At 65.8% G+C, this 26,456-nt stretch carries 23 protein-coding genes and 2 pseudogenes; 6 read left to right on the plus strand and 19 right to left on the minus strand.

Annotated features, from left to right (window positions below):
- Positions 1-66 precede the first annotated feature (66 nt).
- From M2437_RS15105 to M2437_RS15115, 3 genes and pseudogenes are all read right to left on the minus strand, one after another.
- Positions 67-2,122, minus strand: a pseudogene (locus tag M2437_RS15105) (GAF domain-containing hybrid sensor histidine kinase/response regulator).
- A gap of 5 nt (positions 2,123-2,127) precedes the next feature.
- A complete protein-coding gene (locus M2437_RS15110) occupies positions 2,128-2,322 on the minus strand; it encodes a ribbon-helix-helix domain-containing protein (RefSeq protein WP_082482563.1) in 195 nt (64 codons plus the stop codon).
- A 197-nt stretch (positions 2,323-2,519) separates the two neighbouring features.
- Positions 2,520-3,368: a LysR family transcriptional regulator gene (locus M2437_RS15115; protein WP_082290064.1), complete on the minus strand. Its 849-nt coding sequence runs from the start codon at positions 3,366-3,368 to the stop codon at positions 2,520-2,522.
- A gap of 98 nt (positions 3,369-3,466) precedes the next feature.
- On the opposite strand from M2437_RS15115, the gene M2437_RS15120 reads away from it, so the two are divergent.
- Both M2437_RS15120 and M2437_RS15125 read left to right on the plus strand, forming a co-directional pair.
- Positions 3,467-3,871, plus strand: coding sequence for a tautomerase family protein (locus M2437_RS15120; protein ID WP_238508234.1), 405 nt, complete (start codon positions 3,467-3,469; stop codon positions 3,869-3,871).
- A 304-nt stretch (positions 3,872-4,175) separates the two neighbouring features.
- Positions 4,176-4,427, plus strand: coding sequence for a hypothetical protein (locus M2437_RS15125; protein WP_003602849.1), 252 nt, complete (start codon positions 4,176-4,178; stop codon positions 4,425-4,427).
- A 190-nt stretch (positions 4,428-4,617) separates the two neighbouring features.
- Here the strand turns inward: M2437_RS15125 and M2437_RS15130 are convergent, their stop codons facing one another.
- Positions 4,618-4,869, minus strand: a complete 252-nt coding sequence (locus M2437_RS15130) for a hypothetical protein (protein WP_056503309.1) — start codon at positions 4,867-4,869, stop codon at positions 4,618-4,620.
- Between the two features lie 677 nt (positions 4,870-5,546).
- Here M2437_RS15130 and M2437_RS15135 point away from each other — a divergent pair.
- The gene (locus tag M2437_RS15135; protein WP_012254837.1) at positions 5,547-5,828 is read left to right on the plus strand and encodes a hypothetical protein; all 282 of its coding nucleotides are present in this window, start codon (positions 5,547-5,549) and stop codon (positions 5,826-5,828) included.
- Between the two features lie 101 nt (positions 5,829-5,929).
- On the opposite strand, the gene M2437_RS15140 is transcribed toward M2437_RS15135, so the two are convergent.
- From M2437_RS15140 to M2437_RS15165, 6 genes are all read right to left on the minus strand, one after another.
- Complete coding sequence (locus M2437_RS15140) at positions 5,930-7,627, minus strand: methyl-accepting chemotaxis protein (protein WP_253387916.1); 1,698 nt, start codon at positions 7,625-7,627, stop codon at positions 5,930-5,932.
- A gap of 504 nt (positions 7,628-8,131) precedes the next feature.
- Positions 8,132-8,674: a YciE/YciF ferroxidase family protein gene (locus tag M2437_RS15145; RefSeq protein ID WP_012254834.1), complete on the minus strand. Its 543-nt coding sequence runs from the start codon at positions 8,672-8,674 to the stop codon at positions 8,132-8,134.
- A gap of 210 nt (positions 8,675-8,884) precedes the next feature.
- On the minus strand, positions 8,885-9,889 hold the full coding sequence (locus tag M2437_RS15150; RefSeq protein ID WP_003602860.1) for a magnesium transporter CorA family protein: 1,005 nt from the start codon (positions 9,887-9,889) through the stop codon (positions 8,885-8,887).
- Between the two features lie 25 nt (positions 9,890-9,914).
- The gene (locus M2437_RS15155; RefSeq protein WP_253387917.1) at positions 9,915-10,784 is read right to left on the minus strand and encodes an SDR family oxidoreductase; all 870 of its coding nucleotides are present in this window, start codon (positions 10,782-10,784) and stop codon (positions 9,915-9,917) included.
- Positions 10,781-11,632: an SDR family NAD(P)-dependent oxidoreductase gene (locus M2437_RS15160; protein WP_003602863.1), complete on the minus strand. Its 852-nt coding sequence runs from the start codon at positions 11,630-11,632 to the stop codon at positions 10,781-10,783. Before M2437_RS15160 ends, M2437_RS15155 begins: the two co-directional genes overlap by 4 nt.
- A gap of 8 nt (positions 11,633-11,640) precedes the next feature.
- Positions 11,641-12,405 carry an enoyl-CoA hydratase-related protein gene (locus M2437_RS15165; RefSeq protein ID WP_253387918.1) on the minus strand — a complete coding sequence of 255 codons (765 nt, stop codon included), beginning with the start codon at positions 12,403-12,405 and terminating at the stop codon, positions 11,641-11,643.
- Positions 12,406-12,829: 424 nt separating this feature from the next.
- Here M2437_RS15165 and M2437_RS15170 point away from each other — a divergent pair, with 424 nt between their 5' ends.
- Entirely contained in the window at positions 12,830-13,273 is a 444-nt protein-coding gene (locus M2437_RS15170) for a DMT family transporter (protein WP_253387919.1), read from the plus strand.
- 30 nt (positions 13,274-13,303) lie between these two features.
- Here the strand turns inward: M2437_RS15170 and M2437_RS15175 are convergent, their stop codons facing one another.
- Both M2437_RS15175 and M2437_RS15180 read right to left on the minus strand, forming a co-directional pair.
- Entirely contained in the window at positions 13,304-15,652 is a 2,349-nt protein-coding gene (locus tag M2437_RS15175; RefSeq protein ID WP_253387920.1) for a DEAD/DEAH box helicase, read from the minus strand.
- 141 nt (positions 15,653-15,793) lie between these two features.
- Positions 15,794-16,816 carry a KpsF/GutQ family sugar-phosphate isomerase gene (locus tag M2437_RS15180; RefSeq protein ID WP_253387921.1) on the minus strand — a complete coding sequence of 341 codons (1,023 nt, stop codon included), beginning with the start codon at positions 16,814-16,816 and terminating at the stop codon, positions 15,794-15,796.
- Positions 16,817-17,069: 253 nt separating this feature from the next.
- On the opposite strand from M2437_RS15180, the gene M2437_RS15185 reads away from it, so the two are divergent.
- Positions 17,070-18,842, plus strand: a complete 1,773-nt coding sequence (locus M2437_RS15185; protein WP_253387922.1) for an outer membrane beta-barrel protein — start codon at positions 17,070-17,072, stop codon at positions 18,840-18,842.
- 115 nt (positions 18,843-18,957) lie between these two features.
- Here M2437_RS15185 and M2437_RS15190 read toward each other — a convergent pair whose 3' ends face one another.
- The 7 genes and pseudogenes from M2437_RS15190 to M2437_RS15220 form a co-directional block, all read right to left on the minus strand.
- Positions 18,958-19,518 (minus strand): AprI/Inh family metalloprotease inhibitor, encoded by a 561-nt coding sequence (locus M2437_RS15190; protein WP_253387923.1) that lies wholly within the window; start codon positions 19,516-19,518, stop codon positions 18,958-18,960.
- 243 nt (positions 19,519-19,761) lie between these two features.
- On the minus strand, positions 19,762-20,586 hold the full coding sequence (locus M2437_RS15195) for a succinate dehydrogenase iron-sulfur subunit (RefSeq protein WP_004446642.1): 825 nt from the start codon (positions 20,584-20,586) through the stop codon (positions 19,762-19,764).
- Between the two features lie 56 nt (positions 20,587-20,642).
- Entirely contained in the window at positions 20,643-21,248 is a 606-nt protein-coding gene (locus tag M2437_RS15200; protein WP_277570330.1) for a hypothetical protein, read from the minus strand.
- A pseudogene (sdhA, locus tag M2437_RS15205) lies at positions 21,248-23,066 on the minus strand (succinate dehydrogenase flavoprotein subunit). The gene M2437_RS15200 and the pseudogene sdhA overlap by 1 nt, the downstream one beginning before the upstream one ends.
- A gap of 29 nt (positions 23,067-23,095) precedes the next feature.
- Complete coding sequence (sdhD, locus tag M2437_RS15210; RefSeq protein WP_004446649.1) at positions 23,096-23,515, minus strand: succinate dehydrogenase, hydrophobic membrane anchor protein; 420 nt, start codon at positions 23,513-23,515, stop codon at positions 23,096-23,098.
- Between the two features lie 8 nt (positions 23,516-23,523).
- Positions 23,524-23,925: a succinate dehydrogenase, cytochrome b556 subunit gene (gene sdhC, locus M2437_RS15215; RefSeq protein WP_012254823.1), complete on the minus strand. Its 402-nt coding sequence runs from the start codon at positions 23,923-23,925 to the stop codon at positions 23,524-23,526.
- 127 nt (positions 23,926-24,052) lie between these two features.
- Entirely contained in the window at positions 24,053-25,378 is a 1,326-nt protein-coding gene (locus M2437_RS15220; RefSeq protein WP_253387925.1) for an SLC13 family permease, read from the minus strand.
- Between the two features lie 176 nt (positions 25,379-25,554).
- Between M2437_RS15220 and M2437_RS15225 the strand changes: the two genes are divergently transcribed.
- Positions 25,555-26,445: a LysR family transcriptional regulator gene (locus M2437_RS15225; protein WP_056460390.1), complete on the plus strand. Its 891-nt coding sequence runs from the start codon at positions 25,555-25,557 to the stop codon at positions 26,443-26,445.
- Positions 26,446-26,456: the final 11 nt, after the last annotated feature.

Raw genomic sequence — 26,456 nt, forward strand, 5'->3', positions numbered from 1 at the left:
TGTCACTAGCTCACCGCCACCGCCTTACGAGAGACGTCTCCGATCGGATGGCATCCACGGTAGACACTACACGTCACCGATGCGCTTGCGGCGAGCAGGCTTGGCAACCGCCTGCAAGGTGCGCGAGAGCTGTTCGACCGAGTAGGGTTTCTGCAGAAGCTCGAACCCGTTGGTGCCGGTCCGGGCCAGAACGTGGCTGTAGCCGGAGGTCAGGACGACAGGAAGGTCGGGGTGAAGCCGCTGGATCTCGCGGGCGAGATCGACGCCGTTCATGCCGGGCATCATCACGTCCGTGAACACCACGTCGAAGCGATCCGCGTCCTTGGCCAACTCCGCCAGGGCTTCCGCGGCATTTGCCGCCCAGACCGTGCCGAAGCCGAGTTCCGCCAAGGTCTGCGTGGCGAAGGTGCCGACTTCGACATTGTCCTCGACCACGAGCACAGAGGTGCCGCGGCCGCTCGGCACGGGCGTCGGCTCGCTTGGCTCCGGCGCCTGGATCTCGCCGAGCACGCGAGGAAGGTAGAGCGTGAAGGTGGTGCCCCGCCCGACTTCGCTGTCCACCACGACCTCGCCATGGGACTGCTTGGCAAAGCCGAAGACTTGGCTGAGCCCGAGGCCGGTCCCTTGCCCGACTGCTTTGGTGGTGAAGAACGGCTCGAAGATCCGTTCGACCACGTCCTTCGCGATGCCGCTGCCCGTGTCGCTGATCGACACCGCCACGAACGGCCCCTGTACCGCGGGGTGAGCGCGCACAGCTGGCATCTGCTCGGCGGGCTCCACGCGAATGGTGAGCTGCCCCTCCCCCTCCATCGCGTCGCGGGCGTTCACCGCCATGTTCACCAGCGCCGTGTCGAACTGGCTCGGGTCAGCATTCACGAAGCAGGCGTTCTCCGGCAACTCGGTCACGACCGTGATGCGAGAACCGGTGAGCGTCCCCAGCATATCGGACAATGCGCGCACGCTGTCGCAGGCTGCGAACACCTTGGGTTTGAGTGTCTGCCGCCGTGCGAAGGCGAGGAGCTGGCCGGTCAGCTTCGCGGCGCGATCCACCGTGTTGGAGATCGCCTCGATGTAGCGGGTGCGCCTGTCCTCGGCGAGATCCGGTCGCTTGAGGAGATCGGTCGACGACTTGATGACCGTGAGAAGGTTGTTGAAATCGTGCGCGACGCCGCCGGTGAGCTGGCCGATCACCTCCAGCTTCTGTGACTGCCGCAGCACGTCCTGCGCATCCCGAAGCTCAGCCTCGGCCCTGAGCCGCGCGCTGATGTCGTGCGCTTGGTGGAAAGCGCCGAAGATCGTTCCTGCTGCATCGCGTAGGGGTGTGTAGGTGATCTCCCAGCAGGGCTGGCCGAACTCGGCCCGGCCGAAAACGGCTTCGACCGTGTACGCCTCGCCCGCCAGCGCGCGGGCCATATTGGCGCGCATCGCGGCGGCCTGCTCCGGAATGAACAGGTCGGGAAAGACGTCGCCGATCTGCGTGTAGAAGCCGTTGACCCGGAAGAACTCGTCGTTGTGGGCCTTGTTGAAGGCGATCAGCCGGTACGCTTTGTCGAAGACGCAGATTGGCTCTGCGTGGGACTGAACGATGTTCTCGTAGAGATCGCGCTCGGCCGTGCGCGATGCAAGACTTTGGTTGGCATCGAGGTGGAAGCCAATCAGGTCGGCGAACATCTTGAACATGCCCACGACCGCGGGCGTGTTCAGCTTGGCGGGCTTCGGATCGATGGCGCAGAGCGTGCCGAAGAACGTGCCGTCCGGCAGCACGATGGGCATCGAGATGTAGCTCTGGAAGCCGTACTTGGCGGGTGTGTGATGTTCGCAGAAGGTCGGGTCATCGGCGACGTGGTCGATGATGACCGGGACCCCGCTCTGCCGGGATCTCGTGGCAGATGGTCGTCTCAAGATCCAGCTCGCCACCGGGCTTGAGGCCGAAGGCGATGTCGTCCTTGACGGCGCAGGCGACCCAGCGGTCCTCGGTGACACGTGCGACGGCGGCGAAGCCCATGCCCGTGGTGCGACAGACCACATCGAGGATCGTGGGCACGGCCGCGATGCTTTCGACCGCGACGACGTCGTTGAGGAAACCCTGTGGAAATGGTGGAGCTGATCTCAAGGCGGTCATGCGGCTCAGCGACCTGAACAATCATCCGCGCGGGTTCGCTGGCAACCTGCCGAGCGCGCGTGGTCACGCTCGATCAGAAGACGAAGCCCGGCCCATACCACTTCACTCGCGTTCGAGTAGTAACCTGAAGTAACTTCAACGTGGATGTCGGCAAACAATTCGGCCGTGAGGGAGACGTTGCAGGTCGGCGTGTTCGACATACCAACGGTCTGTCACGCCTGGGCGGCACCGTCAAAGGTTGCCGAAGACACAAACCGGCTCTGTAGAGGGCTGAGGCGGTGTCGCCGAGAAGCGGACACCCCGAGCGTCCGAAACGGGTGGTTTGCAGACATTCGGCTTGGCGCACCGGTCTAGGTGACAGCGGGGCGAAATGGCCCGCACGGCCTATCCCTGCCGATCACGTGACACGCAGCATCGTCTGTACTGCCACCTCAAGTGCCCGTGCTGCGGCACTGGCCGTTGGCGAGCTTGTTCGGGCAAACATCACGATCTCCGATGGCGGTAAGTCGGGAAGGCCGAAGCGCGGTCCAACATCGCTCATTCGCCCTGAGGCGACGGCACCCATTGGAGCAATACCGAGACCTGCTCTCACGGCCGCCAGCAGCGCACTGCAACTCCCCCCGACGAAGGCTTCCCGCCACGGCGTCTTGGTTGCATCGAGGCGCCTGATCGCAACGGCTCTCACCCCGCAGGGCGGCCCAAGCGTCACGAGTGGTACGGGGAGGTCTGGCGCTGTGACGTTGTCTTCCATGGACCGCCAGCCCAGCGGGTCCGTGCCCAGCACTTCCCCATCCGCTCCGCCCGCTTCCCGGCGGATGATGACGGCGTCGAGTTCACCCTCGTCGAACGACGCGCGGACCTGCTGAGAGGTCCCGCTGCGCAGTTCGAGGGCGCTCCTCGACGGGAGTGCCGCGCGAACGTGGCGTATGACGTGTTCCAGCCCTGTTCCCAGTGCGTGATCGCTCGCCCCGATTGCGAACCGCATTGTTGGCTCATCGTCGAAGCACGCGGCCTTATCGTGGGCAGCCATCAGCGCCCGCGCCTTGGCGAGGAAGGCCACGCCGTCCTCTGTCGGTCGGACGAAGCGCGGCGTGCGTTCCAGCAACTTACGACCGAGGGCCGCTTCCAAACCTTTGAGGCGTGTGCTGACCACCGGCTGCACCGTACCGGCCGCCTCCGCTGCCCGCGTCAGGTTGCCAAACTCCACCGCGAGGATGAACAGGCGGACCGAAGCGAGATCGAGCATGATATTAAATCGCTATGATGACAAGTGTACATCATAGCGTTCCGCGTTGGTTGCTCCAATGCCAAATTGACCTCCGCACGAATGCCCAGGAGGTTTCCATGCCCATGATCACCGTCCGCTACGTCACTGCGTCCCCGCGCGCCGATCTCAGGTCCGATATCGCTCAACTCGCAACGCGGCTCGGGGCGGAGCAGCTTGGCAAGGACCCGAACGTCACCGCTGTGTTGGTTGAGGAAGCCGATCCACAGGGCTGGTTCATCTCTGGAAAGCGCCCGACAGATGCGGGGCTGTCGGCGTTCTGGCTGGACATCAAGATCACCGCTGGAACCAACACGAAAGCTGATACGACCTCCTTCGTCAGTGCGGCTTTCGCTGGGATGGAAGCGTTGATCGGCCCTTTGCATGAAGAGTGCTACGTTTTCGTGCATGCCGTTGACGGCGACGCTTACGGCTACGGTGGGCGCACGCAGAATGGCCGTTGGGCAGCCGCCAACCCTGGATAACGCGATCGACAAGGGCTTCCTGCCCAAGGTTGGAAGCCCTTGTGCAAAGACATGCAATGGGTCGAAAGCGGCTAGCGGCTCATGTCACATCAACGTTCGTTTTATTTGCAAATCCGGCAATAGCATCTTTCGACCGCTGAATGTCATGTCGAAGGATGGTGGGTGTCAGCTCGGACTGACGTCCAAGCACGACCGCGCGGATAAGCGCTGCCATCACGAGGTTGTCGCGAGCCGGAACGAACCCTTTTCGATGCCCATGCGTTTGCTGTCTCACTCTAGCGATCTAAGGAACTCGGAGGCTCAGATGCGTAAGGTGTTGCTCGTGACGGCCGCCCTCGGTGGGCTGATCATCCAGGAGGCTCCCAGCTTCGCGCAGGGCTTTCGGGTCGGCCCAGGGGGCGTCGAAATCGATGATGGGCGCGGCTACCGCGAGGATCGGCAGGAGCGCCGCTACCGCCGGATGTGCCGCGAGCTTCGCGACGCTTGCGAGAACAAGGACATCTACGGTGAGGAGGGCCAAGGCAATTGCCGACGCTATCGCCGCACCTGCGGCTGACAAGCAGCGAACGCGAACCACCGAAGCGAAATAGGGTGACGTCCAAGCTGATACGCTGAGGCTCGCGGCTTGGCTGTCGAAGGCCGGGTACGCGACACGTCTGACGTTGTGACTGGAGGAACCCGGCATGAGAAGACTGTGGGTTACAGCGCTCGTGGGCCTGAGTTTTTTGAGCGTGATAAGCTCAGCCTCAGCCCAGCGAGGGGGGCGTGACGACGGCTACGACGAGCGGGAGTATGGTCGTCGAAGCGATGGCGAGCGCGACGGCGGCGTTCGTGGTCGCGGGTACGATGACGATGACGATGATGATGATCGGCCACGTGAACGCGGCCGCAGCTACGATAATGGCTACGGTAACGAGCGGCGTCGCCGATACGATGAAGATCAGGATCGCCAGCCCGGTCGCGGGTACGACACTGATGACCGGGAACGGAAGCGTCATCGCGGGTCCCAGGAGGAGCCTGAGGCTAAGTTCGACGAAGACGAGTACCTGCGTTGCAACCCGGATGTCGCCCGAGCCGTGGAACAAGGGCAAATGCGGTCTGGGAATACCCATTACAGGACATTCGGGCGCCGTGAGGGGCGCCGCCTCAGCTGCCCAATGAAGCTTTAAGTCCCCGTCGCACGCGCCGACTTGCTGAAGCGCTGTCTCTTCTAAAGGTCCAAGTGGGTCCATTTTGCATTTGCGCGAACGGCTCCATTTCATCTTAACCGCGCTACGACCCAGATGCTGCGTTTTTGAATTCCAAGTAGCCTTTCCCGGCGGGTTTGAGCGTCAGGTAAACCTTGGTTTTTTGGACATTTATGTTTGCACTGCGAGAGGCCCGCTTGGGGTCGAAAGCGGCGGCCGTCCGGCCGGAGTCCGAGAAGAGTTCGCCCGGAGCCGGTTCGAGGCAGGTATCCGGTGGGTCCTCTGCGCCCGATCCGAATGTGCGAGCACAAGCTCAGCCTCCAAGCCACCTGAGCGGTCGGTCCGGCGGCACCGTTCGGCCGGGAGAGACGCGCCAATCGGCGCCGCGCCTCTGCGGGAACGCTCGTTCCTGGCCACCGGCGAGAAGCGCGCGAAGGAACGCCATCGCGCCGCCGTGGTTTCTTTCGCCACCACCTGGGAGGAACAGCATGCGAATTCTTGCGACGGCGTTGGCGCTGACGGTCATGACGGGGCTCGGCGCCGGGACCGCGGAAGCCAAGGGATGCATCAAGGGCGCGATCATCGGCGGTGTCGCCGGACATTATCTGGCCGAGCGCGGCGTGGTCGGGGCCGTGGCCGGCTGTCTGGCCGGACGGGCCCTGGCGAACCGGCGCGCGCGGCGGGAGGTCGATTACGGCTCCCAGGTCCAGCCCCGCGGAGCCGGCTATGGCGGCGGGCAGGCCTATCCGAGCCGGAATTACCGGTATTGATGCACGAAGGGGCGCCGTTCGGCGCCCCTTCTCGTTTCGGCAGTGTCCGACACGGCCTGGGCCGCGCGAAATGTCCGGTAGCCGCTTCGTCGGAATGCGCCCTAGGCAGCGCGAATCGTCGCGAGGAAGCGTTTGACCTCGGCGGACAGGTGCTCGGACTGACGCGACAGCTCTGAAGCGGACATCAGCACCTGGCTCGCGGCAGCTCCCGTTTCCTCCGAGGCCTCGGCCACTCCGCCGATATTGGTCGTGACCTCGCTGGTTCCCACCGAAGCTTCGGCGACGTTGCGCACGATCTCCTGCGTCGCCGCGCCCTGCTGCTCGACCGCCGCCGCGATCGTCGCGGTCACCGTGTTGATCTCCCGGATCCGCGTGGTGATCGAGCCGATCGCACCCACCGCCTGCCCGGTCGCCCCCTGGATCTGGCCGATCTGGCCGGAAATTTCCTCGGTGGCGCGGGCGGTCTGGTTTGCCAGCTCCTTCACCTCCGCGGCGACGACGGCGAAGCCGCGACCGGCTTCGCCGGCCCGTGCGGCCTCGATGGTGGCGTTGAGGGCGAGCAGGTTGGTTTGGCTCGCGATGTTGGCGATGAGGTTCACCACGTCGCCGATCCGGGTCACGGCCCTGCTCAACTCGGTGACGTGGGAACCGGTCTCGTCGGCCTCGGCCACCGCCTGCTGGGCGAGGTTGGCCGAGCCGGAGACCTGCCGGCCGATTTCCTGCACCGATGCACCGAGTTCCTCGGCGGCGGAGGCGACCGTGTTGACGTTCGCGGCTGCCTCCTCCGCGGCCGAGGCGACGGTGGTCGATCGTGTGGCGGTCCTCTGAGCCGTCGATGTCATCTGCTGGGCGGTGGCCTGCAGCTCGGTCGCCGAGGAGGAGACCATGCCGACGATGCCGCCGACCGCCCCCTCGAAGCCGTCGGCGAGCTCCATCATCGTGCGCTTGCGCTCGGCCGCCGCGGCGGTCTCGGCGATCTGCCGTCGCTCGGCGTCCTCGGCCGCCTTCCGGGCCACCATCGTCTTGATGCCCTCGACCGCCCGTCCCACGGCGCCGATCTCATCGCCGCGCGCGGCTTGGCGAATCGTGGAGTCGATCTCGCCCTGAGCCATCCGATTCAGAACGGAGACGAGCTGCGAGAGCGGCCGGGTAATGCCGAACACGACGATCGCACCGGAGAGCACGGCGGCCAGAAGCAGGCCGACCACCGCCATCACGATCAGCTGGGTGACGGCCGTTCCGACATCCCGCTCGAGTTGGCTCGCGCCGGCCTGCATCTCCTCGATGATCTTCTGCGTGCGCGCTTCCACCAGCTCGGTGAGCTTGGCCCGCGCGGGCTGCCCTTCCTCCTGCACGATCGTCATCGCGGCATCGGTCTCGTTCCTGCTGCCGAGAACGATGGTCCGGTCGATGACGGCGAAATAGGCTTCGGCGAGTTTGCGAACATCATTGCCGAATTTGACGCGTGCCGGCGTGTCCGCCAGGGCGATCAGCCGATCGATGTTTTTGTAAACGCCGCTGACGGTGGCGTCGTATCGTGCCTTGTATCGGTCGATCTTTTCCTTTCTGGGGTCGATGATGAGGTTGCGGCTGAGCAGGGTCGCCTCCGCAACGCCGGCCTGAGCCTTGAGATAAGACTCCTGTCGCACCGTCAGGACGTCGGCGACATAGCGGGACTGGACAGCGATCCCTTCGAACGTCGCCCGCTCGTGCAGAATAAGTGCGATGGCCATGGCAGCGATCAGGACGAGCGGCGCGCATAGCTTCAACAAGACGCTCGCGTTGTTGATATATCTCATTTGAGGTCAGTCCGCCCGCTCGGTGCCTAATGGATCTATTGGAAAAGCGGGGCGAGTATTAAATAACGGGTTAAGATCCCTCAATCGATTATGATCCCTTGGGATGCTGCCGCCTTTGCAAAAAGAGAGCAGTGTAGAGGCGGGACATCAGAAGCTTGGGTCGGCCGAAAACCCCGTGCCGGTCGGGCACGCGGCGGGTGCAGAGGTCGGCGCCGGACGCGCCCTTCAAGGGCCGGCTTCCCACTCGCGGATCGCTGAAATCTGCCCGGCGAAGATCAGCCCGGCCTCGCGAGCACGCTTTCGAAGGCCCTCCGAGGGGAGGAGCGCTCGCACTTCGAATGGGTGTGACGGCGCGATACGGCCTGTCGGAAGGAGACGGGAGACGTCCGGAACGAAAAAAGGGGCGCCCTTTGAGGGCGCCCCTTTCCTGATCTGGCTTGCCTGCCCGCGATGCGCGGCCCGTCTCGCGGCAGGATCATCTGTCCTGCCGCGTGCCACTCGGAATCAGGCGCTCTTGCGCCCGCCCTTGCCCTTCGCCGCGCCCGCTTCAGCCTCCTCTGAGCCCTCGGTGTTGATGCGCTCGGCGATCTGCGAGAGCAGCGCGTCGGTCTTCTTCTCTTCCTGAAGGGTCTCGTCGAGCAGCTTGGCGGCGTCCGCGTAGCCGAGCTGGGTCGCCCAGGTCTTGAGCGTGCCGTAGCGGGCGATCTCGTAATGCTCGACCGCCTGGGCGCAGGCCGCCAGCACCGCGTCGGCGGCCGGGCTGTCCTCGAAATCCTCCAGATCCTCCTCCATCTCGGAGGTCAGGCCCTGCATCGCCTCGCAGGTCTTGGCGCGGGCCGGCTTGCCGATGATCTCGAACACCTGCTGCAGGCGCTCGACCTGGTTGGCGCTCTCCTCGGCATGGGTCTCGAACGCTTGGCGGAGTTCGTCGTGTTCGGCCGCCTTGGCCGACTTCTTCAGTGCACGCACCGATTGCTTTTCCGCGTAATAGACGTCCTTCAACGTCTCGTAGAACGCATCGTGCAGGGTCTTCTGCTTGGTGGCCATGGGAGTTCGTCTCCTGATTGCTGAACGAGGGGGCCGGGGGAGTGATCTCACCGTCGGCCGACACCTTAAGAACGTGAGTTCAGGCGACAGGGTCCGAAAATTCTCTTGGGGGAGGCCGTAAAATTCCGGGAACCTCGGCCGGTGGCGCCGGGGTTTCCGGGATCGGCCCGGAGGCAGGGCCACCTCCCCCGGCACGGGGTTCGGCGCGGGCTACAGCCACTTCTTCCAGCGGAAGAACACGTAGGGCAGCACGGCGGCCACCACCATCATGCCGACGGCGGCGGGGTAGCCGAAATGCCAGTCGAGCTCCGGCATGGTCTTGAAGTTCATGCCGTAGATCGAGGCGATCAGGGTGGGGGGCATGAACACCACCGCCATGACCGAGAACAGCTTGATGATGTTGTTCTGCTCCAGGTTCACGAGGCCGAGCGTCGCGTCGAGCAGGAACTGGATCTTGGCCGAGATGAAGGTCGCGTGCTCCTCCAGCGATTGCAGGTCGCGCAGCGTGGAGCGCACGTCCTCGCGCAGCTCGCGCGGGGCCTTGGCCGTGCGGTAGGTGGCCGAGAGCGAGAGCAGGATGCGCTCCATCGAGACCAGGCTCTCGCGCTGCTTCGAGATCAGGTCGCCGTAGCGCCCGAGCGAGCGCAATGTGTCCTGCAGCGCGTTGTTGCGCGAGGACGGGTCGCCCTTGTCCTCGAAGATCTTGCGCGAGAGGCGGTCGATGCGCTCGCCCTGGAGCTGGAGCACGTCGGCGGCGCGGTCGATCACCGCCTCGATCAGCCCGGCCAGGATCGACTCGCCCGAGACCGAGCGCGACGGCCCGTTGCCCGTCGCCCGGCCGGCGCGCTGGGTGTACATCCGGAACGCCTGCGGCTCCTCGTAGCGCACGGTGATGAGCCGGTTGTCGCGCAGGATGAAGGTGATGCCGGCCAGGCCCGGCTCCTCGGAATCGCTGACGCGGGACAGCACGCGGCCCGTCATGTAGCGGGCGCCGGCCTCAACGTAGAGCAGTTCGGAGGGCTCGATGTCCTTCATCTCCTCGCGCGTCGGCACGGTGATGCCGAGGAAGGATTCGACCTTCACCTCCTCCTCCCGGGTCGGGCGCACGAGGTCGAGCCAGACCGTGTCCTCGGAGATCGGCTCCTGCAATTCGAGGTAGCGGCGTTCCAGCACCGTCTGGGAGCCGCCCGCGACGGGCTTGTGGGTGAAGATCAACGGATGTGACCTGTCGGATGGGGCTTCAGTCGAGTGCCCCGGGCGGGGCGACGCTTGTGTCCGGCACGAAGAAGTCCGGCGCAAGCGGAACGCCTGCTGTGACGCGGTATTTTGAAAAGTCCGTGACGCCTTCCTCACTCAGAACCGTGTCGTCGATGAGGAAATGCCCGGTGAAGTTCTTGGCCTCCCGCAGGAACACGGCATGCGCCGCGTCCGCCATGATCTCCGGCGTGCGGCTCGCCTGCATCAGCGCGTCGCCGCCGAGCAGGTTCTGCACCGCCGCCGTGGCGATGGTGGTGCGCGGCCACAGGGCGTTGACGGCGATGCCCCGGCCCCGGAGTTCTCCGGCCAGACCCAGCACACAGAGCGACATGCCGAACTTGGCCATCGAGTAGGCCAGATGCGGCGCGAACCATTTCTCCGCCATGTCGAGCGGCGGCGAGAGCATCAGGATATGCGGGTTCTCCGCCCGCTCCAGATGCGGAATCGCGTATTTGCTGACCATGTAGGTGCCGCGCGTGTTGACCTGATGCATCAGATCGAAGCGCTTCATCTCGGTCTTGGGCGTGTTCGACAGCGAGATCGCGCTCGCGTTGTTGACCACGATGTCGATCCCGCCGAACGTTCTTGCGGTTTCATCCAGCGCCGTCTTCACCGCCTCCTCGTCGCGGACATCGACGGTGAGCGGCAGCGCCCGGCCCCCTGCCCGCTCGATGGCTTCGGCGGCGGTGAAGATCGTGCCCTCCAGCTTCGGATGCACCTCTGCGGTCTTGGCGGCGATCGCCACGTTGGCGCCGTCGCGGGCGGCGCGCAGGCCGATAGCGAGCCCGATGCCGCGCGAGGCGCCGGTGATGAACAGCGTCTTCCCCTTCAGGCTCTTCCCTTCAAGGCTCATGCGTCATCCTCTCCGATCCGGAAGCGCTCCGGCTGGCGGCCGTCGGCGTCGGTGAAGCCGTAGGCGCGGGCGAGATCCCCGACATGGACCGTCCGCCCCGCCCGGTCCAGCACGGCGGGGTCGGCGGACAATGCCGCGAGCGCCCGGCCGGCATAGAGCGGGCTCTCGGTGGCGAGCGCCTCCTGGCCGAGATCGCGCACCCGCTCGGTGGCGACGAAGCCCGGCGAGAGGCTGAGCGCGCAGACGCCGTGGGGGCTCAGCTCGGCGGCGCAGGCGAAGGCGAGCCGGTTCGTCGTCGCCTTGGCGAGGTCGTAGTAGAAATCGCCCAAAAACCCCTCCTCGGTGCCGAAGGAGACGAAGGCGATCAGGCCGGAGCGCGCGGCGACCATGGCCGGCGCCACGGCGCGCGCCAGCAGCAAGCCCGGATAGGGCCCCGTCCCCAGAAACTGCGAGAACGGCTCGGCCGAGCGGCGCCAGAACGGGGTGCCCCAGGCGGCGCCGTCGGGGTAGCGCTCGCCGTCATAGCCCTCGTTGCCGCCCCACACGCTGGAGGCCGCGACATCGATCCGCCCGAACCGGCGCAGCGCCCAGTGCACGAGTTCGTCCACCGCCCGCTCGCTGGTGTGGTCGCACAGGTAGTGGTGCCCCTCGCCGCCGGCCGCATCGACCTCGCGGGCGGTGTCCTCGATCGCTTCCGCGCGCGTCTCGGTGCGCCGCCCGGTCTCGGAGGAGCGCGCGGTGACGATCACCGTCGCGCCCGCCTCCCCCAGCCCGCGGGCGAGCCCGCGCCCGACCCCGCGCGAGGCCCCGGCCACGAGGCAGACTTTTCCCCGCAACGAAGGCGTCACCGAAGCGCTCACGCCTTGCCGGCGAGGAAGCGGGCGAGCCGCGCTTGCGTCTCGGGATCGCGCAGGCCCGCTTCGAAGGCCTGCGCCTCGGCCTCGATCGCCGCCTCGACCAGCCCCTGCTCGCCGCGCATCAGCGCGCGGGTCGCCTGCACCGCCCGGCGCGGCAGGGCGGCCAACCGCGCGGCTTGCGCCAGCGCATGCGCCTCCAGCGCCTCGGAGGGCAGTTCGGCGTTGGCGAGCCCGAGCGCCACGGCGGCCGCGCCGTCGAACGGCTCGCCGAGCAGCAGCAGCGCCGAGGCGCGGGCGAGCCCGATCCGGCGCGGCAGCAGGTGGCTGGCGGCGGCCTCCGGCACCACGCCGAGTTCCACGAACGGCATGCGGAAGCGCGCCTGCGGACCGACATAGACGAGGTCGCAATGCAGCGTCAGCGTCGTGCCGACGCCGATGGCGAGCCCGTCCACCGCCGCGACCATCGGCGTGCGGGTGCGGGCGAGCTGCCGGATGAAGCGCAGGGCCGGCATCTCGGAAAACGCGTCGCGCGGCGCCGTGCCGGCGGCAAAGAAGTCGGCCAGATCGTTGCCGGCGGTGAAGGCGCCGGGCAGCCCGGCAAACACCACCGCCCCGATTTTTTGGGAGTTCGCGTCGGCGTCTTCCAGCGCCGCCGTGGCGGCGTCGTACATCGCCCCGGTCAGCGCGTTCTTCTTGGCCGGGCGGTTCCAGCGGATCAGGCGCACGCCGCCCGAAACATCCTCGATGGTGATGGCTTCGCTCATCCGCCCTCGCCCCACGCGCCGATCACGAGCGCCGTCGCCGCCCTGACGGCATCGGCCCTTCGCCCCACCCTTCTTCCCGCGGCGACGCTTTGTCGAGGGGCCATCGACGCGGTTCGGGCGCGCGCCCGCAAGCGGGTTCGCGGCCCCTCCCCGTCCGTCCGGGGCCGCGCAACCCGGCCGCGCGGCGGCCGACCCGTGCGGCATCACGGGCGGCGTCCGGGTTCGCGGGCCGGCGCCCCGGACGCAGGGCGGCGGGGACGGGCGGCCCGAGCCTCCCTGCGCGCGGCCGGCCGGGTCGATCCGCGCGCAGGGCCCGAACCCAAGCCCCGTCGCCCGGCCGCGCCGGCCCCGACGCCCCTTCTTGCGGGGCGGTCCCGGTGTCGCACCCGCGAAACTTGGCGGTCCGCGTCTCGGATGACGGGCTATGTGGTCACTCTACGCTCTCACCATCCTCGCCGGTCTCGCCAACGCGATCCAGCCGGGACAGAACGCGACTCTGTCGAAGTCGCTCGGCCTGCCGGTGACGGCGGCCCTCCTGACCCTGCTGGTCAGCACCGCCGCCCTGCTCATGGGCGGCCTCGCCCTGGGCAAACTCGAACTCCCCACCGGCCAGCAACTCGGGCAGGTGCCCTGGTGGGCATGGCTCGGCGGTTTTTTGAGTATTCTGCTGATCCTGGCCCAGCTCTACGCCTCCCCCGCCATCGGCGCGGCGACCTTTTTGGGCATCATCGTCACCGTGGGCGTGCTCGCCTCGCTCGTGCTCGACCACTTTGGCTGGATCGGGTTTCAGGTGCACCCAGCCAGCGTTTGGCGGGTTGCCGGGGCGGTGTTGATGGTGATTGGGGTTGGTTTGGTGGCAGTTTTTTGAGATCACCGTCCAGCACACCTTCAATGGTTGCTAGTTATCTGTCCGACGGCGCTCGAAGATTTGCTCTTTCTCCATAAGAGATTCTATTTCGCGTATGCAGATCGGCGAGATGTCCAAAGTCCTAATGTTCAGGCGGCGAAGCCACGACCTAAGGTCAATTAGAGACATCTCCTTGTCATTGATGTAATCAGACAGAGCTTCAGCAGACGTTCTCGATAAACCCAGAGCCATCAAATTTATCATTGAACCAGAAGATCCGCCGACTTCTAAAAAGAGCGGTACATCAGGAACTAACTTTATGTATTCTTCGAGATTTATCTCTGCGAGCGCGGCTTTCAGCAAAGAGTTATAGCAGGTAAAATACTTTACGTATCGGAATCTCAGATCTTTTTCAACATCTTCCATCGTATCTCTGATAATAGATGCTTTAGGCTTTGTGCTTTTTCGGCTCTGATGCCAGCGAATTGCGCTATCGATGAGAACTGGCAGCGGATCTCCGCGCATCCATCTAAGTGCTAGCGGAGCAAAAAAATTATGCCGGTTATCTGCTCCCTTATACCGTAGTAGGTACGTATGAATTCTTTTGAAACACCTCCTATGATTAGATAAAACATCATTGAACGTTCCAAGAGGATGAGCGGGGATCAAGTCTTCCGGAGGTAACTGCGTCAGGCGTTTGGTGAAATAATCAAACAAATCTTTTTGGCGAAAAATAGAAACACCGATGTTGTTGTTCAATACCTCTGTCGGTATATTTACGATAATTGATATTTGAGAGATTCGGTCGCGGATTTGATTTACCGATTTGTTGCCCGACTCTGATTCGTATCTGTTCAGAGTCTTATCTAGACGATTGTTACGGTGATCGAGCACTAGTTTGCCGAGAGTGATCTCAAGCTCTGGATCAATATCTGACGAAATATTTTCGTCAGCGAGGAATTCAATCAACTCGCTTGACCGATCCATAACAACATCTTTGAGGGCAGAGCTAACTATAACACCTTTCCCTTCTGACAGTGGTTTTGACTCCCAAGCATCATAATCAATTAGAAATACATTGCCTTCGAGTTCTTTACCCAACCGACCTACTCGGCCAGACAGATTCCAAAAATCTGGACCGGAAATAGGATTTCCGCGACCAGTCGTTGGATTAAGCAAAAAAATGTTCTTTGCAGGCAAATTTAACCCATGAAGCAAAGTGCTAGTGCATACAAGGTAATTGATTTTTCGCTCTCGAAATCGATTTTCTAGTTGTTTCCGAAGAAGACTCGGCATGTAGCCATAGTGAAAGCCAACCCTTTTCCGAAGCGTTGTCACCAAGGCATAATCTTTATGGACATGTTTTTTTACAAAATCTATAAATTCGAGCTCTTCAGCGTCAAGTTCTGGTTTATCTAATATTTCGATTGTGATTTTTGTAGCGATTTTCTCCGCATCAGCCTTGCCAGCCGCGTAGACAATACTAGCGCCAGATTTTCCAAAAGTATAACTAATATAACTTATCTTGTCGAGCGGTGCAAGCAAACGGACAGGTAAGTGAACCAGAGCTACTTCTGACTTAACTCCACCAGAATAAGATTTTACAGAAGCATAGGGATCGGGGCTCTCGATGTAGTCTAGGAAAACGATATTTTGAGTAATAGGCGTTTTCTTTGATGTGCAGGCACCGAAATTTTTTATCTGAAATATTTCTCCAAAATAACTAGGATTATCGATTAGGGGACCACTAAAAAGAATTTGTCGATCACGTGTTTGCGCACTGATTCTATCCATTGCCGATTCTAATAGTACGCCACGGCTGCCGTCACCAATCATCTGAGCTTCGTCTACAATTATTAAATCAAAATCTAATCCTGGGCTTGCTATTAAAAGTGCATCAAGTCGTTCCTGAGTAACAACGTATAAAATTTTTTCCGAACTACCCGACGAAATGTCTACTGGTATACTCGTAATAGTCGTTCCTGTCAGGCCGCCTTCTCTGAAGGCTTCTGTTGCATCATCAGAAACCTGATTGATCAGCGCCCGAGTTGGAACAACATAAGCAGCAGTTTTTATTCGATTAGTACGAAATTTTTCCACCAAACTGAGTAAAAGAACATAAGATTTTCCCGCTGAGGTAGGGCCGCTAAGAGTTGCTGACCTACCATTATTTATAGTATTCCAACTATCGAGTTGAAAAGAAGTCAATATATGCTTAGAGCTGAAGCGGAGCCTCGAAGGATCTCCCCGATCCCGCGCGATCCCCGGAGCCCCCTTCGCGGGCGCTTGCGCGCCACCTCGGGATGCAGGCGTGGCGGGGCGGATGGGCGCGGCGCCGAGAGCCGTATCCGACCTGATGGCATCAGGCCGGCGTCTCTCGCTCTTTGTTTCAACGCGCATTCTTTCGACGAACCGGTCACCACTTCGTCGGAATGCGCTCGAGAGCATCATCCCGAAAGGTGGTGACCGGCTTTCGGAAAAAGATGATGCAATAACAAAAGCCTAGAGCATCGTGCTGGATCCGATATCCAGCACGATGCTCTAGGCCACGCCGGTGCGCAGCAGGTCGTGGTAGTGCACGAGACCGACGGGGCGGCCCTGGTCCACCACCACGAGCGCGGTGATCTTCATCGCCTCCTGGATCTGCAGCGCCTTGGCGAGCAGGGTCTCGGGCGTGATCGTGCGGGGGTTGGCGGTCATCACCGCCTCGACCGGCAGGCGGTCCAGCCCCTCGCGGGAGAAGACGGCGCGGCGCACGTCGCCGTCGGTGAGGATGCCGGCGAGCGCGCCCGCTTCATCGACCACGAGGACCGACCCAAAACCCTTGGCGTCGATCTCGGCCACGGCGGCCCGCATCGCGGTGCCGATGGACACCACGGGCAGATGCGCCCCGCCATGCATGACCTCGCGCACCTGCCGCAGCGAGGCGCCGAGCCGGCCGCCGGGATGGAACACGGAGAAGTCGCGGGCGGAGAAGCCGCGGGCCTCCAAGAGCGCCACGGCGAGCGCGTCGCCGAGCGCGAGCTGCATCGCCGTCGAGGTGGTGGGGGCGAGCCCGTTCGGGCAGGCCTCCTTGGCCTTCGGCAAAGCGAGGCAGGTGTCGGCCTCGCGGCCGAGCGTCGAGGCGGCGTTGGAGGTGATCGCCACGAGGCCGACACGGTAGCGCCGGGTGTAGCCGATGATGTCGGCCAGTTCCGTGGTCTCGCCCGACCAGGACAGCGCCAGCACCACGTCGTCGGGCTGGATCATGCCGAGATCGCCGTGGCTCGCCTCGGCCGGGTGGACGTAGAGCGCGGGCGTGCCGGTGGAGGCGAAGGTCGCCGCGATCTTGCGGGCGACGTGGCCGGACTTGCCCATGCCGGTGCAGATCACCCGGCCGCGCGCCGCGCCGATCCGCTCGACGGCCTGCGCGAAGGGCTCGCCGAGGCCGTTGTCGATCGCGGCCATCAGGCAGGCCAGGCCCTCGCGCTCGGTCTCGATGGTGCGCAGGGCCGAGGCGATGGCGGGCGCCCGCGCCGCCCCATTCGTCCGGTTCCGGTCCTCGATCCGCTGTGCCAGGGCCATGAAGCTGTCGTTTCCGTCTCAAAGCCCGGCGCCGGGCCCTCGCGATTCCTGATCCGCCCTCTTCAACCGCGACTGTGGCCGCATGGGGGCTACGCGGCGGCTGCTCACGGCGGGACAGGGCGAGTGGGCGCCCCGCAACGGCACGTTAACCATGCCCGGTGTAGCCCCGTTAACCATGGGGCGCCGACCGGACACGGAACGCCGCCCCGTCCACGGGCCGCCGGCCGTAGTATCCAGGGAAAGAGCGCTGCCGGTGTCACGCGAGCGGCCGAACGGGGACAAGCGAGGGGGGCGCCGCGGGGCGTTCGCTCTGGCGCTGCTCCCCGCCCTGCTCGGGGGCCCCGCGCTGGCGCAGGAGACGGCCGACCCGGCGCCGGCCGAGCCCGCCCCGAGCACGGCGTCGAACCCGCTCGCGCGCAGCCCCTCCGAGCCGGCGACCGCGGGCCGCCCGCGCCGCTCCGCCTTCGACGCGCCGACGGCTTTGCGCGGCTCCGGCGCCTTCTCCGCCCCCGCCCCGCTCGGCAGCGGCACGCCCCAGAATCCGGCCCCCGCCTCCGAGGAGAGCGAGGAGCCGAGTGTGGCCCGCCTGCCGCGCTTCCGCAGCGCGACGAGCCTGCCCGGCTCCGCCGCGACGCGGGGCACCCCGGCCCGGCCCTCGATCTTGCGCCTGCGTGCGGCGCCCCCGCGCCGGCTCGGCACGGCGACCCGCCAGATCACCCAGACGCGCACGCAGCAGACGATCACGGATCTGCGCCTCACCCCGGTGATCCAGACGCCCGTCTCCGGCGTGCCGCTGCCGGCGCCGATCCTCGGGCTCGGCCTGCCGAACGCCGCCGGGCTGCTGCTCGGCACGGCTTTGCGCCGGCCGATCCCCGCCGATACCGCCTACGCGCCGCTCGGCATCCGGCTCGGCACCTTCACGCTGCTGCCGGCCTTCACCCAGAGCGTCGGCTACGATTCGAACCCGGACCAGATCGGCGGCACCCGCCTGCGGCCCTCCCTGGCGCTGCGCAGCGAGGCGGAGCTGGCACTGCGCAGCGAGTGGTCCGCGAGTGAACTCACCGCCGAGATGCGCGGCAGCTACCTCGAATATCCGCAGAACCCCGAGGCGAGCCGCCCCAACGCGGTGGGCACCGCGCGGATGCGCATCGACGTCGACCGCGACACCCGGATCGATCTGGAGACCCGCTTCCTGCTCGACAGCCAGCGCATCGGCAGCCCGGATCTCGGCGCGGGTGGGGGGGCGACGACCCGGCCGCTCTTCGCCACCTACGGCGCGACCGCGGGGGTGCAGGAAAACTTCAACCGGCTGCAGCTCTCGCTGCGCGGCTCGATCGACCGCTCGGTCTTCGAGGACGCGCAGCTCGGCAACGGCACCACGATCATTCAGAGCGACCGCGACGCCAACCAGTACGGCCTGCGCCTGCGCGCCGGATACGAGATCTCGCCCGCGATCACGCCCTTCGTCGAGACGTTCCTCGACACCCGGGTCTACGACACGCCGGTGGACCAGTTCGGCCTGCGCCGCGATTCGGACGGCGTCGCCTTCACCGCGGGCGCGGCGGTGGCGCTCAACAGCACGCTGACGGCGGAGATCTCGGGCGGCCTGCAGCACCGCTCCTACATCGATCGCACACTGCAGGACATCAACGCGCCGGTCATCAACGCGGCGCTCGTCTGGTCGGTCTCGCCGCTGACCACGGTGCGGTTCAACCAGCAGACCGGCGTGATCGAGACCGCGGTGCCGGGCTCCAGCGGCGCCTTCACCGACGCTGCCACCCTCGAAGTGCAGCACGACCTCTTGCGCAACCTCTCGATCACGCTGGGCGGCGCATACCTCTCCACCAACTACGACGGCGTGCGCATCCGCGAGCGGGGCTATTCCGCCACCGCCCGGCTCGACTACCGCTTCAACCGCTGGCTGGCTCTCCGCGGCAGCTACATCTACTCGACGCTGAACAGCACCGTCCCGCTCTCGACCTACGAGGCGCATACGGTGCTGCTCGGGGTGCGGGTGAACCCCTGAGGGGAGCGCGCCTTAAAGCCGTCTCCGACCTGATGGCATCAGGCCGGCGTCTCTCGGTCTCTGTTTCGACGCGCTTTCTTTCGCCGAGCCGGCGTCCACTTCGTCGGAAAGCGCTTTAGCGCGCCATCGAGAGCTGCGCGCCGGATTTCGAGAGCGCACCCTCGAGGCCGCCGCCGGCCTGCCGCAGGCGCGCGGTGACGGTGCCGCCCGGCTGGTAGAGGTAGACCTCGCCATCGCGAAAATCCCAGGCTGAGACCTTGGCGAGATCCTTGTTGCCGCAGCCCGCGGCCGAGGCCTTGTAGAGGTCGAGCGAGGGCGTGCTCGACAGCGACACCTTGCAGCTTCCCGCGGCATCGGTGGCGTTCCACGAGCCCACCACCGAGGAGCGGCCGGTCGCGACCACCGGCGGCGGAGCGGGCGGCAGCGGCTCGATCGCCTGCGAGGGGGCCGCGGCGACGCTCGGGGGCGGCGGCTCGCCCGGCGCGGCGGAGACGCCCGGCGGGGGCGCGAGCGGCTCGCTCGTCACCGTGCCGGCGGGCAGCGCGGGCGTGGCAGGTTCGAGCGCTGCCTGGGGCCGCGGACGCTCGCGGGGCCCCTCGAAGCGGTTGGAGGCGCAGGCGCCGACGCTCGCGGCCAGCGCGAGACAGGCGGCTTTCGACAGGAACCCACGCGTCATCAAAGACCCCTCACCCCAAACACGCAACGGTCGCGCTTGCCCTCAGGGCCAAATGCGCTTGCGGCAAGGCAGGCTGCACGCCGGGCCGGGGAAAAGCCGTACACGTCCAGGTTTTCGCGGCAGTGTGGCGGCCCTGCCTCAGTCGATGAGTGCCGCCTGTGGGGTGCCGGAACGAGGAGAGCCGCGCCAGGGTGGGGCGCGGCTCTCGAACGTCGTCTCGAAGGGTGTCCTGCGGCGACGCGATCAGACTTCGCGTTCGACCATCATCTTCTTGATCTCGGCGATCGCCTTGGCCGGATTGAGGTTCTTCGGGCAGGTGTTGGCGCAATTCATGATCGTGTGGCAGCGGTAGAGCCGGAACGGATCGTGCAGCCCGTCGAGGCGCTCACCGGTGTTCTCGTCGCGGCTGTCGATCAGCCAGCGATAGGCTTGGAGCAGGGCTGCCGGGCCGAGGAACTTGTCGCCGTTCCACCAGTAGCTCGGGCAGCTCGTGGTGCAGCAGGCGCACAGGATGCACTCGTAGAGGCCGTCGAGCCGGGCGCGGTCCTCGGGCGTCTGCTTCCACTCCTTCTCGGGCGCGGGCGTCTCGGTCTGGAGCCAGGGCTCGATCGACGCGTGCTGCGCGTAGAAGTTGGTCAGATCCGGCACGAGGTCCTTCAGGACCGGCATGTGCGGCAGCGGGTAGATCCGCACCGCCCCGTCCTTGTCCTTGCGGGTCAGGAACGGCAGCGCGTTGTCGGGGGTCTTGCACTCGTCGATGCCCATGGTGCAGGCGAGCGCGTTCTGGCCCTCGATGTTCATGGCGCAGGAGCCGCAAATGCCCTCGCGGCAGGAGCGGCGGAAGACCAGCGTCGGATCGACCTTGTTCTTGATCCACAGCAGGGCGTCGAGGACCATCGGGCCGCAATCGTCGCGATCGACCCTATAGGTGTCGATGCGCGGGTTCTTCCCGTCATCCGGGTTCCAGCGATAGATCCGGAACGTCTGGAGGTTCCTGGCGCCGTCCGGCGCCGGCCAGGTCCGGCCTTCGGTGACCTGGGAGTTCTTGGGAAGATTGAACTGGGCCATGTCGGGTGCCTTTTGAGGTGCGGCGGCCTTGCGGCGCGCTCCGAGTTTCGAAGATCCTATTGCCGGTCGAGCCAGCCGGTCATGAACCGCTCGGCCTCCGCCTTCGGAGGCTGCTTCGCGGCTGGGCCGGACAGGCGGAACTTCACGAATTGGCCGCGCAGACCGGTGAGGCAGAGCAGGCTCTCGGTGGGGCCGAGGGCCGGGTGATCGATGGTGAAGGCGCGGCAGGTGAGCCGGGCGCCCGCCTCCCCCGGCAGGCGCTCCGCGCCGCGATCCTCGCTGCCGCGGTAGATGCCCTGCACCACCGCCGTTCTGACGTCGCCGGCCGCCTGCGCGAGCTGTCCGGTGACCACCGGTGAGGAGGCTCCGTCGGGGATGTTCGCCACACCGGCATCGTAGACGTAGATGTCCGCCTTCCAGCGCCCGTTCGTGTAGACGACGGAGTAGCCGAGCCCCGGTGCCCGGGCCTCGTAATCCGTGCGGGGGCCGCGACTGAAGCCCGCGACTTCGGCCGGGAAGTCGAAATCCGGTGCCCGCGCCGCTGCCGACACGATCACCAGGAGCCCCGCCGCGGCGGACAGGACGGCACGCACGAGGCGACGCGAGGCCGGGATCATCGTCCCCGCCCCTCCCCGTTCGACCGACTGCGCCGCGGGCTGCATCAGTACACCCGCGCCTTCGGCTCGATGTACTGGATGTCGTTCGACATCGTGTAGGTGTGGACCGGGCGGTAATCGATCTCGACGCCGTGCTTGGATTGGTCGAGCCACGCGAGCGTGTGCTTCATCCCACTCCTTGTCGTCGCGGTCGGGGAAGTCCTCGCGGGCATGCGCACCGCGGCTTTCCTTGCGGTTGACCGCCGATTCCATGGTCACGACCGCCTGACCGATCAGGTTGTCGAATTCCAGGGTCTCGAGCAGGTCGGTGTTCCACACCAGCGAACGGTCGGTGATCGCGATGTCGGAGACGCCGCGCCAAACCTCGTGGATCAGGCCCTTGCCCTCCTCCAGCACCTCGCCGGTGCGGAAGACGGCGCAGTTGTTCTGCATCGTCCGCTGCATCCGGTCGCGCAGCTGCGCGGTCGGGGTGCCGCCGTCGGCGTAGCGGAAGCGGTCGAGGCGCGAGAGCGCCTTGTCGGCTGAGCCCTTCGGCAGTTCCGGTTGGCGGGCATCGGGCTCGACGATGTCGGCGCAGCGCAGGCCCGCGGCGCGGCCGAACACCACGAGGTCGATCAGCGAGTTCGAGCCGAGGCGGTTGGCGCCGTGCACCGAGACGCAGGCCGCCTCGCCGAGCGCCATCAGGCCCGGCACCACCGTGTCGGGGTTGCCGTTCTTCAGGGTCAGCACCTCGCCGTGGAAGTTCGTCGGGATGCCGCCCATGTTGTAGTGGACCGTCGGCAGAACCGGGATCGGCTCCTTGGTCACGTCGACGCCCGCAAAGATCTTTGCTGATTCCGAGATGCCCGGCAGGCGCTCGTGCAGGATCTTCGGGTCGAGATGGTCGAGGTGCAGGAAGATGTGGTCGCCTTCCTTGCCCACGCCGCGGCCGTCGCGGATCTCCATGGTCATCGAGCGGGAGACCACGTCGCGGGAGGCGAGGTCCTTGGCCGAGGGGGCGTAGCGCTCCATGAAGCGCTCGCCCTCGGAGTTGGTGAGGTAGCCGCCCTCGCCGCGCGCGCCCTCCGTGATGAGGCAGCCGGCGCCGTAGATGCCGGTGGGGTGGAACTGCACGAACTCCATGTCCTGCAGCGGCAGGCCGGCGCGCAGCACCATGGCATTGCCGTCACCGGTGCAGGTATGGGCCGAGGTCGCCGAGAAGTAGGCGCGGCCGTAGCCGCCGGTGGCGAGGATGGTCTGCTGGGCGCGGAAGCGGTGGATCTCGCCGGTGGCCTGGTCGATCGCCATCACGCCGCGGCAGCGGCCGTCCTCGTCCATGATCAGGTCGAGGGCGAAGTACTCGATGAAGAACTGGGTCTTGTTCTTCACCGCCTGCCCGTAGAGCGTATGGAGCATGGCGTGGCCGGTGCGGTCGGCCGCGGCGCAGGTGCGCTGGGCGGTGCCCTTGCCGTAATCGGTGGTCATGCCGCCGAAGGGCCGCTGGTAGATCTTGCCCTCGTCCGTGCGGGAGAACGGCACGCCCCAGTGCTCGAGTTCGTAGACGGCGGCGGGGGCGTTGCGCACGAGGTACTCGATCGCGTCCTGGTCGCCGAGCCAGTCCGACCCCTTCACGGTGTCGTACATGTGCCAGCGCCAATCGTCCGGCCCCATATTGCCGAGCGAGGCGGAGATGCCGCCCTGCGCCGCCACGGTGTGCGAGCGGGTCGGGAAGACCTTGGTGATGCAGGCGGTGCGAAGCCCGGCCTGGGAGCAGCCGACCGTGGCGCGCAGACCCGCGCCGCCGGCGCCGACGATCACCACGTCGAAGGTGTGGTCGATGATGGCGTAGGCGGGCGCGCCGCCGTTCGTTCCGTTGGAGGCCATGGCGTGAATCCTTGGTTCCGTGACGACGATCAGGCGAGGCCGCCCAGGCTCACGCGGAGGATCGCGTAGAGGCAGGCGGCAGCCACCGCGACCGCGTAGAAGGTGTTGGCGATGAGCGCCGCGAACTTGAGGCCGTGGCTGTGCACGTAGTCCTCGATGACCGTCTGCATGCCGAGACGCATGTGGATCGTCACCGACACCACGGCCAGGATCAGGATGATCGCAACCAGCGGGTGCGACACCAGCGCGACCGCCTGCGGGTAGGTCCGCCCGGCCATCAGCGCGATGATGACGACGAAGGCGAGCATCAAGAGTGCGTTCGAGGCGCCGGTCAGGCGCTGCAGCCAGAAATGGCCGGCGCCGTGACCCGAAGCGCCGAGGCCCTTCACCCGGGCGCGGGGCGTGCGCATCGAGAGCGCGGTGTTCTGGCGGTTGTCGACCTGGGACATGGCGAGCCTCAGCGCACGAGCAGGGCGATCGCCCAGATCACGATGGTCAGGGTGACGGAGCCGATCAGCGTGGCGCGGGCGAGCCCGAGGCGACGGTCGCGGTCGAAGCCGTAGCCCGCATCCCAGATGAAGTGGCGCAGGCCGCCGAGCATGTGATGCAGCAGCACCCAGGTATAGGCGAACAGGATGGCGCGCCCGGCCCACGAACCGAAGAACCACGCCACCGTGTCGTAGGCGCGCGGACCGGAGGCGAGCGCCACCAGCCACACCGCGACGAGGAAGGTGCCGCCATAGAGCGCCGTGCCGGTGATGCGGTGAAACACCGACATCGCCATGGTCCAGGTCCAGCGGTAGATCTGGAGATGGGGCGAGAGCGGCTGGGCGACCGTAGGTCTGACGGTAGGGTTCATCGCGGCTCACGATCCTCGCGTCGAAGACTGGATAAATTCCAGGGAAGGGTTAGGGCGCTCGGCTCCGACCGGCAATGCCGGTGCTGCGGTGCAGCATTGGTCAAGCTGACGATCGCGCGGATCTGTCTCATGCCAGTCTCCCGGTCAGCCTGAACCAGAAATAGGCAAGCGGGGTCGCCACCAGCAGCGACGCGACGCCCGTGGCGAGCGTGAGTTTGGTCGCGTCGGCCAGGGACAGGCGGCCGAGATCCATCGTCATGATGATGGGCGGCGCCTGATAAGGCAGGAACAGCGTCGAATAGCCGACCACCTGCACCATCAGTACGCTCATCAGGTCGAAGCCGCTGGCCCGCGAGAACTCTTCCGCCAGCGCCGTATAGAGGGCGGGCGCGCCGTTGGCGGTGGCGGTGAACAGGAAGCCGATCGACAGACCGTTCAGGGTCGCGAAGTTCTTGGCGGGCGCGCCCGGCTCCAGCGGGGCGACCGCGAGGAGCGCGTGGCCGAGATCGGCGCCGAGCCCGGTCTCGTTGACCACCGCCGTCAGCCCGAACAGGGCGGCGACGTAGAAGCAGGTCCGCAACGGGATCTCACTGAAACTCGCCGACGACAGGACGCCGACGCCCGGCAACAGGCAGATCACTGCGGCGGCGAGCCCAATCCAGGCCGGCGGGATGCCGTGCCAGCCGTCGCTGAGCCACAGCGCCAGCATCACCGCGAGGATCACCGAGAGGCGCCGCTCTTCGTCCGATAACGGGGGCAGCGGCGGCAGTTCGGGCCGCTTCCCGTCGAGGCGATCGGGAAAGATCATGATCGTGCAGGCGACGAGCAACGCGCCCTTGACGAGGCCGAGAACCGGAGCGTGCAGAAAGAGATACGGCAGATAGCTGAGATGGATATCGAACAGCGTCTCGGCGGTGCCGGCCATGACGAGGTTCGGTACGTTGGCCGGCAGGATCGCCGCCGAGAGCATCGGCGTGGCGATGCCGAAGGCGAGCAGCGCGCCCGTCCGGCCCGGACGCCCGGCCTCCAGCCCGAAGGCGTCGCACAGCGCGATCACCACCGGCACCATCAGGGCGATGCGGCCGAGATTGGACGGCATCACGAAGGCCAGCGCGAAGGAGAAGGCGACGAGGCCGGCGATGAACCCCGGATAGGACGCGGGCAGCCGCGCGGCCAGTCGGCGCGCGAGCCGGTCGCCCAGTCCGGTGCGATTCATGGCGAGCCCGACCACCATGCCGCTCGTCACCAGCCAGAAGGCGGAGGAGGCAAAGCCGGAAAACACCGTCTGCGCCGGGGCGAGCTTGAGCAGCATCGCGAGCGCGAAGAACATCAGCGCCGTGACGATCTCGGCCACGAGCCCGCTCGCCCACAGCCCCATGCACAGCACGAGCAGGCCCCCGGCCGCGACGACCGTGCCTTGTCCTCCGAAGATGCTGGCGACTGCAGCGCTCATGGGCGCGCTTCAAACGCGAATTGGAACCGTTCGCAATTCGGCTTTCGTGGTGGGTGCCTTCGCCACTGGCGAAGGCTGGTGCCTCGCTCACGCTCTCGTGATAGGCGTTACGACCGATCTTTGCTCCATCCCACGCGAATGCGGGGGCTGAGAGCGCCTTGTCGAATTCACCTGTGATGCGCTTCGATCTCGTCGATCTGAACCTGTTCCGCCACGTCGTCGAGGCCGGTTCGATCACCCATGGGGCCGAGCGGGCGAACCTCGCGCTCGCCGCCGCCTCGGCGCGGGTGCGGGCGATGGAAGCCTCGCTCGGCGCGGCACTCCTCGTGCGCGGGCGCCAGGGTGTGACGGTGACGCCCGCCGGCCGCACCCTGCTGGCGCATGCCCGCGAGATCATGGGCCAGATCGAGCGGCTGCAAGGCGATCTTTCCGTGTTCGCGGGCGGCGCGGTCGGCCAGATCCGGGTTCTGTCGAACACCAACGCGCTCACCGAATTCCTGCCCGAGGCGCTGTCCGCCTACCTCGCCCTGCATACCGGCGTCAGCGTCGATATCGAGGAGCGGACATCCGACGAGATCGTCGGCATGGTGGCCGACGGGGCCGCCGATCTCGGCATCGTCGCGGGCACCGTCGATACCGGCACGCTCCAGACCTTCCCCTTCCGCCACGACCGCTTCGTGGTGGTGGTCGCCGCCGGCCACCCGCTCGCCGGCCGCGACAGCCTCGGCTTCGCGGAGGTGCTGGAGCACGATCTCGTCGGCCTCGATCGGCCGAGCGCCCTGACCCGCTTCCTCGCGGCCAAGGCCTCCCGTATCGGCCGGCCGATGCGGCTGCGGGTGCAGTTGCGCAGCTTCGATGCGGTCTGCCGCCTCGTGGAATGCGGCGTCGGCCTCGGCATCGTGCCGGAGACCACGGCGCGGCGGGCCAAGCGCACGATGAGCATCGCGCCCGTCCCGCTGGAGGATCCCTGGGCGGCGCGCGACCTCAAGCTCTGCTTGCGGGATCTGGCGGGTCTGCCGCCCTTCGCGCAGGATTTCGTGGCGCATCTGCGTGCGGCCGACGCATGAGGCGCCGTCGG

The organism is Methylorubrum pseudosasae (genome assembly GCF_029504475.1).
Taxonomy (GTDB): Bacteria; Pseudomonadota; Alphaproteobacteria; order Rhizobiales; family Beijerinckiaceae; genus Methylobacterium; species Methylobacterium extorquens.